At 67.6% G+C, this 13,428-nt stretch carries 11 protein-coding genes; 6 read left to right on the top strand and 5 right to left on the bottom strand.

Going from position 1 to position 13,428, the window contains the following annotated elements:
- Window positions 1–85 precede the first annotated feature (85 nt).
- Genes fba through P5F91_RS28435 form a run of 4 tightly spaced genes read right to left on the bottom strand, consistent with a single transcriptional unit; the run spans window position 86 to window position 5,233 of the window.
- Entirely contained in the window at window positions 86–1,171 is a 1,086-nt protein-coding gene (gene fba, locus P5F91_RS28450) for a class II fructose-bisphosphate aldolase (RefSeq protein WP_145608923.1), read from the bottom strand.
- 13 nt (window positions 1,172–1,184) lie between these two features.
- On the bottom strand, window positions 1,185–3,206 hold the full coding sequence (gene tkt / locus P5F91_RS28445; RefSeq protein ID WP_246134211.1) for a transketolase: 2,022 nt from the start codon (window positions 3,204–3,206) through the stop codon (window positions 1,185–1,187).
- 15 nt (window positions 3,207–3,221) lie between these two features.
- A complete protein-coding gene (locus P5F91_RS28440) occupies window positions 3,222–4,097 on the bottom strand; it encodes a phosphoribulokinase (RefSeq protein WP_145608924.1) in 876 nt (291 codons plus the stop codon).
- 17 nt (window positions 4,098–4,114) lie between these two features.
- Complete coding sequence (locus P5F91_RS28435; RefSeq protein ID WP_145608925.1) at window positions 4,115–5,233, bottom strand: class 1 fructose-bisphosphatase; 1,119 nt, start codon at window positions 5,231–5,233, stop codon at window positions 4,115–4,117.
- 137 nt (window positions 5,234–5,370) lie between these two features.
- On the opposite strand from P5F91_RS28435, the gene P5F91_RS28430 reads away from it, so the two are divergent.
- The 6 genes from P5F91_RS28430 to P5F91_RS28405 all read left to right on the top strand — a co-directional run bounded on the left by P5F91_RS28430 (window position 5,371) and on the right by P5F91_RS28405 (window position 9,408).
- A complete protein-coding gene (locus P5F91_RS28430; RefSeq protein WP_145608926.1) occupies window positions 5,371–6,291 on the top strand; it encodes a LysR family transcriptional regulator in 921 nt (306 codons plus the stop codon).
- Window positions 6,292–6,370: 79 nt separating this feature from the next.
- Window positions 6,371–6,862 carry a hypothetical protein gene (locus tag P5F91_RS28425; RefSeq protein WP_277908911.1) on the top strand — a complete coding sequence of 164 codons (492 nt, stop codon included), beginning with the start codon at window positions 6,371–6,373 and terminating at the stop codon, window positions 6,860–6,862.
- Window positions 6,863–6,898: 36 nt separating this feature from the next.
- Entirely contained in the window at window positions 6,899–7,600 is a 702-nt protein-coding gene (locus P5F91_RS28420) for a hypothetical protein (protein WP_277908910.1), read from the top strand.
- A gap of 87 nt (window positions 7,601–7,687) precedes the next feature.
- Window positions 7,688–8,161 carry a hypothetical protein gene (locus tag P5F91_RS28415; protein WP_277908909.1) on the top strand — a complete coding sequence of 158 codons (474 nt, stop codon included), beginning with the start codon at window positions 7,688–7,690 and terminating at the stop codon, window positions 8,159–8,161.
- 78 nt (window positions 8,162–8,239) lie between these two features.
- A complete protein-coding gene (locus P5F91_RS28410; RefSeq protein WP_040847748.1) occupies window positions 8,240–8,467 on the top strand; it encodes a hypothetical protein in 228 nt (75 codons plus the stop codon).
- A 56-nt stretch (window positions 8,468–8,523) separates the two neighbouring features.
- Window positions 8,524–9,408 (top strand): aldo/keto reductase, encoded by an 885-nt coding sequence (locus P5F91_RS28405; protein WP_277908908.1) that lies wholly within the window; start codon window positions 8,524–8,526, stop codon window positions 9,406–9,408.
- A 117-nt stretch (window positions 9,409–9,525) separates the two neighbouring features.
- Here P5F91_RS28405 and P5F91_RS28400 read toward each other — a convergent pair whose 3' ends face one another.
- Window positions 9,526–13,284, bottom strand: coding sequence for a vitamin B12-dependent ribonucleotide reductase (locus P5F91_RS28400; protein WP_277908907.1), 3,759 nt, complete (start codon window positions 13,282–13,284; stop codon window positions 9,526–9,528).
- Window positions 13,285–13,428: the final 144 nt, after the last annotated feature.

Below are 13,428 nucleotides of genomic sequence, written 5' to 3'. Positions count from 1 at the left end.
TTCCAGTCCGCTGACGCTCCCCGGAACTCTCCGGCGGCCCCGGTCGGGGCCTAGGGTTGAGGTGCGTGGCGGGGCGGGATGGTGGTTACTCAGCCGCTACCGGTGTGCTGCCCAGGTGCGGGTCCAGCGCGCCGGTGGCGTAGCGCTTGGCCATGGCGGCCATGGGCAGGGGCGTGATGCGGCTGGCGTTGCCGGCGGCGCCGAATTGTTCGAAACGGTCGCGGCACAGCGCCTTCATGGCGTCCATGGCCGGCTTCAGGAATTTGCGCGGGTCGAACTCCGCCGGGTTCTCGGTCGCCGTCTTGCGGAACTGCACCGCCATGGCCAGGCGGCAGTCGGTGTCAATGTTGATCTTGCGCACGCCGAAGCGGATGCCGCGCACGATCTCATCCACCGGCACGCCCCAGGTGCGGGGCATGCGGCCGCCATAGGCGTTGAACAGATCCTGCAGTTCCTGCGGCACGGAGGAGCTGCCGTGCATCACCAGATGGGTGTTGGGCAACCGCTCATGAATCGCCTCCACCACATCCATGGCCAGGATGTCGCCATCCGGCTGGCGCGAGAATTTATAGGCGCCGTGCGAGGTGCCCATGGCGATGGCCAGGGCGTCCACGCGGGTGGCGGCCACGAAGTCCATAGCCTGGTCGGGGTCGGTGCACAGCTGGTCCAGCGACAGCACGCCCTCGGCGCCGTGGCCGTCCTCCGCCTCGCCCTGGCCGGTCTCCAGGCTGCCCAGCACGCCCAGTTCACCCTCGACCGAGGCGCCCACCCAGTGCGCGGCCTCCGCCACGCGGCGGGTGATGTCGACGTTGTAGGCATAGGGCGCCGGCGTCTTGGCATCGGCCAGCAGCGACCCGTCCATCATGACGGAGGTGAAGCCGTGCTGCAGGGCCGTCAGGCAGGTGGCCTCGCTGTTGCCGTGGTCCTGGTGCAGGCACAGCGGGATGGTGGGGTACAGCGCCTCCAGTGCGTCGATCATATGGGCCAGCATCAGGTCGCCGGCATAGGACCGGGCACCCCGGCTGGCCTGCAGGATGACGGGGGCGTCCACCTGGGCGGCGGCCTCCATGACCGCCAGGCCCTGTTCCATGTTGTTGATGTTGAACGCCGGCACGCCGTAATCGCGTTCTGCCGCGTGGTCCAGTAGCTGACGAAGGGTTATACGAGCCATGGTGTAGCGCTCCTTAAGCGTGGGCGACGCGGGCGCGGACGGCGGCCATGATGGCGTCGACGGTGATGCCGAAGTGGCGGTAGAGGTCGGCCGCGGGGGCGGAGGCGCCGAAGCCCCCCATGCCGATGAAGGCGCCCTGGTCGCCCAGCCAGCGGTCCCAGCCGAAGCGCACCGCTGCCTCCACCCCGATGCGGGGCGCTGAGCCCAACACCAGGGCGCGGTTGGCGGGCGGCTGCCGCTCAAACAGTTCCCAGCAGGGCATGGACACCACGGCGGTGGCGATGCCCTCTCCGGCCAAGCGTTCCGCCGCTTCCACCGCCAGCGCCACCTCCGATCCCGTCGCCAGCAGGGTGGCGTCACGCGGGCCGGGGGTTTCCCGCAGGATGTAGGCGCCGGTGGCGCTGCGGTTCCAATGGGCGTCCCGGCGCAGGGTGGGCAGGTCCTGGCGCGACAGGCACAGGGCCGACGGCGTGTCGGGACTGGTCAGCGCCAGTTCCCAGCACTCCGCCGTCTCCACCGCGTCGGCGGGGCGGAAGACGTGCAGGTTGGGTGTCGCCCGCAGCATGGCCAGATGCTCCACCGGCTGGTGGGTGGGTCCGTCCTCCCCCAGGCCGATGCTGTCATGGGTCAGCACATGGATGACGCGCACGCCCATCAGGGCCGACAGGCGGATGGCGCCCCGGGCGTAGTCGGAAAACACCAGGAAGGTACCCCCGTAGGGGATGACGCCGCCATGCAGGGCCAGGCCGTTCATCACCGCGGCCATGGCATGCTCGCGGATGCCGTAATGGATGTAGCGCCCGGCATAGTGGCCGGCGTTCATCACATCCATTCCCTTTGTTTGAGTCAGGTTGGAATGGGTCAGGTCGGCGGATCCGCCCACGGTCAGGTCGGTGGCGGCGTTCACCACGCCCAGCACCACCTGCGAGGCCTTGCGCGTGGCCATCTTGGGCCGGGACTCCACCAGTTCCTGCCGGTAGGCCGCCAGGGCATCGATCACGTCAGCCCCCGGTTCTGCCGCCATGACGCGCCAGAAATTGGCGCGGGCGGGATGCGCGGCCAGACGCCGTTCCCAGGCCTCGCGGGCTTGCCGTCCCGCCCGGCCCACGGCACGCCAGGAGTCCCGGATGTCGTCCGGTACGGTGAAGGGCGGGCTGTCCCAGCCCAGGGCCTGTGCCGTGGCCTGCGCCTCCTCCACGCCCAGGGGGGTGCCGTGGACGCCGCAGGTGCCGGCCTTGGTGGGGGCGCCATAGCCGATGACGCTGCGGCAGGCGATCAGGGTGGGGCGGTCGCTGGCCTGGGCCCGGTTCAGGGCCGCCTCGATGGCCCCATGGTCGTAGGCGTCCACCCGCTCCACCGCCCAGCCGGAGGCTTTGAAGCGCGCCAGCTGGTCCGTGCCGGTGGACAGGGTGGTGGCCCCATCGATGGAAATGCCGTTGTCGTCCCACAGCACGACCAGGCGGGACAGCTTCAGGTGGCCGGCGAGGTCGATGGCCTCCTGGCTGATGCCCTCCATCAGGCAGCCGTCGCCGGCGATGACATAGGTGCGGTGATCGACCAGGGCGTCACCGAAGCGGGCGTTCAGGTGCCGCTCGGCCAAAGCCATGCCCACGGCGGTGGTGATGCCCTGGCCCAGGGGGCCGGTGGTGGTCTCGATGCCGGCCGCATGGCCGTGTTCCGGATGGCCCGCCGCCTTGGAGCCCAGCTGGCGGAAGCGTTTCAGCTCCTCGATGGGCATGTCCGGATAGCCCAGCAGATGGTGCAGGGCGTATTGCAGCATGCTGCCGTGGCCGGCCGACAGGACGAAGCGGTCGCGATCGGGCCAGTCGGGCCGGGCGGGATCGATGCGCATCACCCGGGTGAACAGCACGGTGGCGACGTCGGCCATACCCATGGGCATGCCCGGGTGGCCGGACTTCGCCGCCTCCACCCCCGCCACGGCCAGCATGCGCACGGCGTTGGCCATGTCGGCCAGATCAGGGGGGGTGTCGGGCTCCGCGCTTTCGATCTGACGCAGCGATAGGGTGGGGGTCATGGCGGTGTCCCTCCTTCAACCGGCGCGGCGCTTGCGTTCGACCAGCTGCAGGATCAGCGGCGTCAGGATCAGCTGCATGGCCAGGTCGAGCTTGCCGCCCGGGATGACGATGGAATTGGCGCGCGACATGAAGCTGCCGGCGATCATGGACAGCAGGTAGGGGAAGTCGATGCCGCGCGGGTTGCGGAAGCGGATGACGACGATGGATTCGTCCGGGGTCGGTATCCACCGCGCAATGAAGGGGTTGGAGGTGTCGACCGTGGGAACCCGCTGGAAATTGATGTCCGTCTGGGTGAACTGCGGGCAGATGTAGCGGACGTAGTCCGGCATGCGCCGCAGGATGGTGGTCATGACATCGTCGGTGCTGTAGCCCCGGCTGGTGCGGTCGCGGTGGATCTTCTGGATCCATTCCAGGTTGATCACCGGCACGACGCCGATCTTGAGGTCCGCATGGCCGGCGATGTCATAGCCGTCGGCTACCACCGCGCCATGCAGGCCCTCGTAGAACAGCAGGTCGCTGGGGCCCGGCAGATCCTCCCAGGGGGTGAAGGTGCCGGGGGGGCAGCCATAGTGTTCCGCTTCGCCTGAGTCGTGGACATAGTGGCGGGTGCGGCCCGTGCCGTCGTCGCCGTAGCGCCGGAACAGCTCCTGCAACTCGCCCAGCAGATTGGCCTGGGGGCCGAAATGGCTGAAATGGTGATCGCCATCCTTGTCGGCCTGCGCGATGGCCTGCTTCATCTGGGCGCGGTCATAGCGGTGATAGGCGTCGCCATCGATGCAGACGGCGTTCACCCCCTCGCGCCGGAAGACGTGCTCGAAAATCTGCCGGACCGAGGTGGTGCCGGCGCCGGACGAACCGGTGACGGAAATGATGGGATGGCGGATGGACATGGTCTGGGCCCCTTCCATCAGGCGCGCAGCAGGCCGCGCTGCCCGAACAAGGGGGCGCGATCGGCCAGGAGGGGCGGGGCGGCATGGTGGTCGGCCACCCGCTCCACCTCGACGCGTGAACCGAAGACCAGGGCCGTGCGCTCATGCAGGTGGCTGGGCGTCAGGTCCAGGATGCGGGTCTGCCCGTCCGTTGCGGCCCCGCCCGCTTGCTCGATGACCAGGGCGATGGGGTTGGCCTCATAGACCAGGCGCAGGCGGCCGGTGTGATATCCCGGACGCTCGTCGGTGGGGTAGAGATAGACCCCGCCCCGGCGCAGGATGCGGAAGGCATCGGCCACCAGGGACGCGATCCAGCGCATGTTGTAGTTCTTGGCCCGCGGCCCATCCGACCCTGCCAGGCAATCGTCGATGTAGCCCCGGATGCTGGGCGCCCAGTGACGCTGGTTCGACGCGTTGATGGCGAATTCCTTCGTTTCCGCCGCCACCGTGATGGGGCCGGCCATGCGGACGAACTCGGCCGTGGGCGTGGGCGGGGGCGGTGCGGCCCAGCCGTTGCCGGCCTGCACCGACACCACGGGCGCCACCGGCCGCTTATCCAGGAAGAAGATCTCGGTGCCCGTTCCCAGGGTCAGGACCAGGGCGGTCTGTGGCCCGTAGACCAGGAATCCGGCCGCCAGCTGGCGGTGGCCGGGTTGCAGCAGCGCCGCCGCCGGGTCGTCGGCATCCTCCACGCCCAAAATGGAGAAGATGGTGCCGACCGAAACGTTGGTTTCGATGTTGCTGGACCCATCCAGAGGATCGATGGCCACCGCCAGTGTGCCTGCGGGATCCAGCAGGACGGGGGCGTCCGCCTCCTCCGACCCCACCACTGCCACCGGGGCGCCGGCCAGGCGATCGATGACGATGTCATGGGCCCTGAGATCCAGTTCCTTCTGGGTGTCGCCATTGCTTTCGCCGCGCACCGCCGCCATCTCGCCCGCCAGGGGGCCCATGGCCACCAGGTCGGCGATGGCCAAGCCGGCGTCGGCCAGGGCCAGGATGGTGCGGACCACGTCCGCCCGCCGATGGGCCGCGCCGTTATGCGCCGCATTGCTCCAGGCTACCAGGTGCCGTGCCAAAGTCGTGGCGTCCGCCATGATGTCCTCCCGTTGTGAGCCGGGTTCCCAGTCCCCGTGTCGTTCTTGAAAGGAGTGTGCGGACGATTGCCTTGTTAGAAAATTCGAATAAACTTAGCTTCTCGTTCAGTTTTTCTGAAAACCTGCTGAGAGGGCCCATGCGCAACGTGACGCTGAAGCAGCTGCGCGCCCTGGCGGCGGTGGCGGAGACGGGTTCGGTGACGGCGGCGGCCAAGCGCCTGCACGTGACGCCGCCGGCCGTCACCATGCAGGTGCAGGCGCTGGAGGATCTGCTGGGCGTGCCGCTGCTGGACCGGCTGGGCGAGCGCTTCAAGCCCACCGATGCGGGGCGCGAGGTCATCGAGACGGTGTCCCGCATCGAGGCGGAGCTGCACAACTGTGCCGCCGCCATGGAGGCGCTGCGCAACCTGTCGGGCGGCCGGGTGGCGGTGGGGGTGGTCAGCACCGCCAAATACTTCGCGCCCTACGCTCTGGGCGCCTTCCGCGCCGAATACCCGCAGATCGAACTGTCGTTGATGGTGGGCAACCGCGAGGACATCATCGCGGCGCTGAAGGCCGACAGCATCGACATCGCCATCATGGGCCGCCCGCCCCGGGATCTGCAGGTGGACATGCATGCCATCGGCGACCACCCGCACATCATGATCGCCCCGCCGCACCACCCGCTGGTGGGGCGCCGCCACCTGAAGCTGGCGGAATTCGCGCATGAGACGTTCCTGGTGCGCGAGGTGGGGTCCGGCACCCGCATGCTGATGGAATGGTTCTTCGCCCAGGCCGATCTGCACCCCCCCATCAGCATGGAGGTGGGCAGCAATGAGACGGTGAAGCAGGCGGTGATGGCCGGCCTGGGCCTGTCCTTCATCTCCGCCCACACCATCGCCGCCGAACTGGAAAGCGGCCGCCTGGCGCCCCTGGATGTGGAGGGCCTGCCCATCGTGCGCCAATGGTTCTTGGCCAAGCGGTCGGACAAGCGCCTGGCCCCGGCGGCGGCGGCCGTTAAAGCTTTTCTGGTGGAACGGGGCCGGGAATTCCTGCCCAGCGTGAAGCCCATCGCGTGATGCATACTCTTTAGGGTTCCTTGCGCGCGGACGGGCAACGCGTTCAGATCTTTGATAGGCGGGCAGGAGCCGCCGAGCCATGCGGATCAGCCGTCTTCCCATCCTTGTCCTGTGCCTGTCGGTCCTGTGCCTTGCGACTGCCTGGCCAGCGGGCGCGCGCGCCCCGGCCGAGGGCGTGCCGGCCTGCAATTACCAGCCCTTCGAACCCGGCCCCAGCCGTATGCGCATGGGCTGGGTCACCCTGGATTTGGGACCGGGCGATAATCCCAAGACGCCGGAGACCTGGCGCGGCCCCATCATCATGACGCGGCCGGACCGCAGCTATTGCATCACCGACCTTCACACGGGTGCGCTGCAGCGGCCCTTCTTCACCGATGGCCAGAACTTCGTGATGACGACCTATGCGGACGAACAGCAGACGGTCTTCTTCATCGAAGCCGCCAGCTGCCGGGTGCTGTGGAAAAGCCCCGCCTTCTCCGGCGACGTGGCGTTGACGGCCACGGTCCTCCACACCGGCCGCAAGGCCTGGAAACTGGGGCCGCGCTGCCTGCCGGAGACTGATCTTCCCTAAATCATCGACACAATGGGCTGTGCCCCTTGGGTCCAATTGGGCAACGACAGCGAGAAGGCCGTTACCTATGCCGGCCAGAGCTATCTCGTGGTTGCGGGTCTGAAGGCTCCACACCACGGGCACGTGGTGGTGATCGTACCGGGCGCGGCTAAACCTTCCCTTGGGTTACTGGGGGCGCTTCGGTGGGACAGGACGCAAGAACACGTCTATCAGCTGGTACTGGAAACACTCCGAATTGCCGGAGGTCAGGTATTTCGCCATTCAGTTCAACTCGGCTCCCCAGTCATGAAAGCGATCCATATCCTAACCATTGCCTTCACGGTCTATACCTCCTCGGCGCTGGGCCAGGCATGCGCGTACAAGACGCTGGAGCCTGGCGTTGGCAAGGCTCAGGTGGGAGCCAGCGCCATTGATCTGGGCGCGGGGGATGACCCAGTCAAACCGCAGGCTTGGCAGGGGCCTGTGATGCTCACCCACGCCGACGGGACATCCTGCACGGTGGATCCGGATGTTAGTTTGGTCGAGCGGCCGTTATTCACCGACGGCCAGCGCGTCGTCATCTCCACCTATTCAGGCAGTGAGCGGGGGGTTTACTTTTTGGATATCAACAGTTGCCGGACATTATGGAAAAGCCCCCCGTTTTCCGGCGGTGTGAGCCTGACGGCGCAGACCCTACGCCTGGGCAAGAAAAGGCATAAGCTCGGGTCGCTTTGCGTGCCGTCGGGCGGCTCTCGCTAAAGGGTTACCGCAACAGAGGAGGTGTATTTCTCCAGCGCGGAAAAAGATTTGTATGAAGGACAGGCTCATCGAAGGACCGTCTTGCCCATGATGATCTTCTCCAAAGGTCTGGCTTTCGCTTGCGCTGTGGCGCTGCTTCTCCCCGCTGTGGCCCAGGCCGCCCCCCAGCGCCACCTGCCCGTGGTCTGCCCCTACCAGCCGGTGGAACCCGCCTCAGGCAAAGTCCGCGCCGATGTCCTGACCCTGGACCTCGGCCCCGCCACCGGTGGGGACGCCAAGTCGTGGAAGGGGCCGCTGACCATCACCGGCCAGGACGGCACCACCTGCACCGCCGACGCCGCCGTGGCCCCCATCGAGGGCACGCTGTACAGTGACGGCCAGCATCTGCTGGTGACCACCTCCGCCGGCGGCAGCCGCAAGGTGTTCGTGCTCAGCACCACCAGCTGCCAGCCCTTGTGGAAAAGCGGCAGCTTCACCGGTGCCGTCTACCTGAAGGACGGTCAGCTCTACACCGGCAAGACCGCCAACAAGCTGAACCCGGATTGCCTGCCGCTGCCGTAACGGACAAATGACGCTGGCGGCGCGCCTCCCCTTTCGGCGATGATCCCCTCAAATTCCATGAGGGAGCCCGAACCACCGATGATCGACCAGAACGGCCAGCCCGTCCGCAAGGCGGCGCTCAAGACCTATCTTGAGACCTACAACGCCGGCGCGCGCGGCTCCAAGGAGTTCGGCGGCCTGCCCCGGGCCCTGGTGATCATTTGCGACGGGCTGGTGCTCGGCAAGACCACCTATGTGAAGTGCGTGGATGGCCAGGTGCAGTTGTCCCGCCGCAAGGACGGCTCGGTGGTCGGCGGCGGTCTGTAGACGACGGCCCGCGCCGAGAAAGGAAAAGGGATCTGATCATACTGGGACGTCGTACCGTGCTCGCCGGCGGTGCCGCCGCCGCGACCGCGTTCGCTTTCGGGAGCGGGCGCCGGGCCCTGGCCGCAGAGGCGCCCGCCATCCCCACGGTGCCGCTGGGCGGCGGGGTGGCCATGCCGGCCCTGGGCTTCGGCACCTACGGCCTGCGCGGCGATGTCTGTCGCAGAAGCGTGGCGGACGCCATCGCCGCCGGCTACCGCCTGATCGACACCGCCAAGGTCTACGTCAACGAGGAAGAGGTGGGTGCCGGCATCCGGGACAGCGGCATCGACCGCAAGGCCCTGTTCGTCACCTCCAAGATCTGGGTGGACGACGCCGGCTATGAATCAGGCAAGCGCGCCTTCCAGACCACTCTGGACAAGCTGGGCCTGGACTATCTCGACCTCTATCTCATCCACCGGCCGCGCGGCGACCTGGCCGGTGCCTGGCGGGCCATGGAGGAACTGCACCATGCGGGCCGGATCAGGGCCGTCGGCGTCAGTAACTTCGACGACGCACAGTTGGCCGGCCTGATGGCCCACGCCACGGTCAAGCCTGCCGTCAACCAGATGGAAACCCACCCCTTCTTCCAGGAGACGGCGGCGCTCAGCTCCCTGGCCGCCGCCGGCATCGCCATGGAGGCCTGGGCCCCCTTCGCCGAGGGCCGCAACGGCCTGTTCACCAACCCCACCCTGCAGGCGATCGGCCGCGCGCACGGTAAGACCGCCGCTCAGGTGGTGCTTCGCTGGCATTACCAGCGCGGCATGATCGCCATCCCCCGGTCCTCCAACCCGGCCCACCGGCGCGAAAACCTGGCCATCTTCGACTTCCAGCTGGACGCCGAGGAGATGGGCCAGATCGCCAGGCTGGATTTGAACCGGTCACAGTTTCCGGAGTGGACGTGACAAGCCCGAAATTGCCGCCCGAATGGTTTAAGGCCCGCCCTGGATGTCGGGGCGGGCCTTAAGTTTTAAGCTTTATGCGAAGCGGGCGGGTGCTTCATGGCACTGCCCGCCCCGCCCTCAGCTGCACCCCGTGGTGCTGCCGCAGGTGTCGCACTTCAGGCACGTCCCGTTGCGCACCAGGGTCATGTTCTGGCACTCGGGGCAGGGGTCGCCCTCGTAGCCTTTGGCGCGGGCTTCCTTGACGCGTTCCCAGCGGGCGTCGCCGCCGCCGGAGACGGCGCCGCCGTAGCTGGTGCCGGTCACCACCTTTTCCGCACGGCTCAGGGCTGAGAAGGCCTGGGCGGCGCCGTGGGTGCCGGTGGCCACGTGGGTCTCGACGCTGGCGGTGGCGGTCGCGGTGGCCGTCTGGAAGGCGGCGACGGCGCGGCCGGCCTGGCCGCCGGGCAGGACCCGCAGGTTGGGCAGGTTGTTGCGGACATAGCCGGTGGAGGTGATGCGCGCCACCGCGTTCAGCGTCTCCTCCGCCACCTCGGCCGCGTGCGGGGGCAGATCGCTCTGCTTCACGCCGCCGCCCATGGTGTCGGGCAGGATGTCGTCCGGCGTGGCGTGGGCGAGATCCGTGCGCGACAGATAGCTGATGGCCAGCTCCCGGAACACATAGTCCAGGATGGACGTCGCCATCTTGATGGCGTCGTTACCCTGCACCATGCCGGCCGGTTCGAAGCGGGTGAAGGTGAAGGCCTCCACATACTCCTCCAGCGGCACGCCATATTGCAGGCCCAGGCTGATGGCGATGGCGAAATTGTTCATCAGCGAGCGGAAGGCGGCGCCCTCCTTGTGCATGTCGATGAAGATTTCGCCCAGCTTGCCGTCCTCGTACTCGCCGGTGCGCAGATAGACCTTGTGGCCACCCACCGTGGCCTTCTGGGTGTAGCCCTTGCGGCGGTGGGGCAGGCGCTCGCGCTGGGCGCGCACCACCTTCTCCACCACTTTTTCCACGATACGCTCGGTCACCACTTCCACGCGCATGGCGGCCGGAGCTTCCAGCACGCGCTCCAGCGTGGTCTCGGTGCCCTCGTCCTCGTCATCCTCCTCCAGCACCTGGGCGTTCAGCGGCTGGGACAGCTTGCTGCCGTCGCGGTAGAGCGCATTGGCCTTCAGGCCCAGGCTCCACGACAGCATATAGGCGTCCTTGCACTCCTCCACCGTGGCATGGTTGGGCATGTTGATGGTCTTGGAGATGGCGCCGGAGATGAAGGGCTGCGACGCCGCCATCATGCGGATGTGGCTTTCCGCCGAGAGATAGCGCGTGCCGATCTTGCCGCAGGGGGTGGCGCAGTCGAACACCGGCAGATGCTCGGCCTTCAGGCCCGGCGCGCCCTCCAGAGTCATGGCGCCGCAGCAGTAGACGTTGGCGGCCTCGATCTCCGCCTTGGTGAAGCCCAGGTGGGACAAGAGATCGAAGCCGAATTCCTCCAGCTTGTGCGCCGGCACGCCCAAGGCCCCGGTCAGGAAGTCGGCGCCCAGCGTCCACTTGTTGAAGGCGAACTTGATGTCGAAGGCGTTGGCCAGGCCCGATTCCAGCTTTTCCAGCTGTTCCGCGCCAAAGCCCTTGGCCGCCAGCGTCTCATGATTCACGCCCGGCGCGCCCTTCAGCGTGCCATGGCCCACGGCATAGCGCTCGATGCGGGCCACGTCCGTGGCGGAATAGCCCAGGCGAGCCAGCGCTTCCGGCACCACGCGGTTGATGATCTTGAAATAGCCGCCGCCGGCCAGCTTCTTGAACTTCACCAGCGCAAAGTCCGGCTCGATGCCGGTGGTGTCGCAGTCCATGACCAGGCCGATGGTGCCGGTGGGGGCGACCACGGTGGCCTGGGCGTTGCGGTAGCCGTGCTTCTCGCCCAGCTCCAGCGCCTCATCCCAGGCGCGGCGGGCGGCCACGATCAGCCGCTGGTCGGGGCAATCCTCCGCATCCAGCGGCACCGGGGTGACCGACAGGCCCTCATACCCCTCCCCGGCGCCATAGGCGGCGCGGCGGTGGTTGCGGATGACGCGCAGCATGGCCGTGGCGTTGGGGGCATAGCCGGGGAAGGTGCCCAGCTCACCCGCCATCTCGGCGGAGGTGGCGTAGGCGACACCGGTCATGATGGCGCTGATGGCGCCGCAGATGGCCCGGCCCTCGGCGCTGTCGTAGGGAATGCCCTCGGCCATCAGCAGGCCGCCGACGTTGGCGAAGCCCAGGCCCAGGGTGCGGTACTCATACGACAGGCGCGCGATCTCCTTGGAGGGGAACTGCGCCATGAGGACCGAGATTTCCAGCGCCACCGTCCACAGCCGGCAGGCATGGCGGAAGGCGTCGGTGTCGAACGAACCGTCGGCCCGGCGGAATTCCATCAGGTTCAGGGACGCCAGGTTGCAGGCCGTGTCGTCCAGGAACATGTATTCCGAGCAGGGGTTGGACGCGTTGATGCGGCCGGACTCGGGGCAGGTGTGCCAATCGTTGATGGTGGTGTCGTACTGCACGCCGGGGTCCGCCGACTGCCAGGCGGCGTGGCCGATCTTGTCCCACAGGTCGCGGGCCTTCAGCGTCTTGGCCACCTTGCCGTCGGTGCGGCGGATCAGGTTCCAGTCGGCATCCTCCTTCACCGCGCGGATGAAGGCGTCGGGCACGCGGACGGAGTTGTTGGAGTTCTGGCCGGAAACGGTCAGGTAGGCGCTGGAATCCCAGTCCGTGTCATAGGTCTGGAACTCCATCTCCGTATAGCCCTGGCCGGCGAACTGGATGACCCGCTGGATGTAGTTTTCCGGGATCATGACCTTGCGGGCCTCGATGATGGCCCGCTTCAGCGCCTTGTTCTTCGTCGGGTCCAGGCGGTCGGCGTCTGGGCCCATGCCTTCCGTCGCCGCCGCCATGATGGCGTTCAGATGCTTGTTGGCCAGCTTGGAGCCCGCCACCAAGGCGCAGACCTTTTGCTCCTCGACCACCTTCCAGTCGATGTAGGCCTCGATATCCGGGTGGTCCAGGTCCACCGTCACCATCTTGGCGGCGCGGCGGGTGGTGCCACCCGACTTGATGGCCCCGGCGGCGCGGTCGCCGATCTTCAGGAAGCTCATCAGGCCGGAGGACTTGCCGCCGCCGGCCAGCCGCTCGCCATCGCCGCGCAGGCGGGAGAAGTTGGAGCCGGTGCCGGAGCCGTACTTGAACAGGCGGGCCTCGCGCACCCACAGGTCCATGATGCCGCCCTCGTTCACCAGGTCGTCGGCGACGGACTGGATGAAGCAGGCGTGCGGCTGCGGGTGCTCATAGGCCGAGGTGCTGGCCACCAGCTCCCCGGTCTTGAAGTCGACATAGTGGTGGCCCTGGGCGGGGCCGTCGATGCCGTAGGCCCAGTGCAGGCCGGTGTTGAACCACTGCGGGCTGTTGGGGGCCGCCATCTGGCGGGCCAGCATGTGGCGCATCTCATCGAAATAGGCGCCGGCGTCGGCTTCGGAATCGAAATAGCCGCCCTTCCAGCCCCAATAGGCCCAGGTGCCGGCCAGGCGGTCGAAGACCTGGCGGGCGGAGGTCTCCCCACCCACCCGCTCCTTGGCGGGCAGATCGGCCAGCGCGTCCTCATCGGCGACCTGGCGCCACAGGAAGGACGGGACGTCGTTCTCCTCCACCTTCTTCAGGCGGGCGGGCACGCCGGCGCGGCGGAAATACTTCTGGGCCAGGATGTCACAGGCCACCTGGCTCCAGTCCGCCGGCACCTGGATGTCCTTGGCCTGGAAAACCACCGAGCCGTCGGGGTTGCGGATCTCGCTGGTCGCCGTGCGGAAGGCGATCCCCTCGTAAGCGTCCCGACCGTCGACCGTGAACCGTCTTTCGATGCGCATGGTGCCCCGACCCCCGAATGAAATGCCGCGATGGTGGGGTGGGTGTCGCGGGGGCGCCGATTCCGGAGATCGTTGTCCGGACCTGGGGTCCTGGAAACAGGCAAAACCACCCCAAAACCTGGGCTGGTCCCCGGTGCTCTACGC

The sequence above is a fragment of the Nitrospirillum amazonense genome (assembly GCF_029594735.1).
Taxonomy (GTDB): domain Bacteria; phylum Pseudomonadota; class Alphaproteobacteria; order Azospirillales; family Azospirillaceae; genus Nitrospirillum; species Nitrospirillum amazonense.
The sequence above is the reverse complement of the archived record's forward strand: the minus strand, read 5'-3'. Positions and strand labels throughout refer to the sequence as shown.

Bases quoted from the DNA above. Each gene is read 5' to 3' on its own strand.
- P5F91_RS28440 (WP_145608924.1), bottom strand. From the start codon at position 4,097: ATGTCCATCCGCCATCCCATCATTTCCGTCACCGGTTCGTCCGGCGCC.
- P5F91_RS28410 (WP_040847748.1), top strand. From the start codon at position 8,240: ATGATCGACCAGAACGGCCAGCCCGTCCGCAAGGCGGCGCTCAAGACC.
- P5F91_RS28430 (WP_145608926.1), top strand. From the start codon at position 5,371: ATGCGCAACGTGACGCTGAAGCAGCTGCGCGCCCTGGCGGCGGTGGCG.
- fba (WP_145608923.1), bottom strand. From the start codon at position 1,171: ATGGCTCGTATAACCCTTCGTCAGCTACTGGACCACGCGGCAGAACGC.
- P5F91_RS28435 (WP_145608925.1), bottom strand. From the start codon at position 5,233: ATGGCGGACGCCACGACTTTGGCACGGCACCTGGTAGCCTGGAGCAAT.
- P5F91_RS28400 (WP_277908907.1), bottom strand. From the start codon at position 13,284: ATGCGCATCGAAAGACGGTTCACGGTCGACGGTCGGGACGCTTACGAG.
- P5F91_RS28425 (WP_277908911.1), top strand. From the start codon at position 6,371: ATGCGGATCAGCCGTCTTCCCATCCTTGTCCTGTGCCTGTCGGTCCTG.
- tkt (WP_246134211.1), bottom strand. From the start codon at position 3,206: ATGACCCCCACCCTATCGCTGCGTCAGATCGAAAGCGCGGAGCCCGAC.
- P5F91_RS28415 (WP_277908909.1), top strand. From the start codon at position 7,688: ATGATGATCTTCTCCAAAGGTCTGGCTTTCGCTTGCGCTGTGGCGCTG.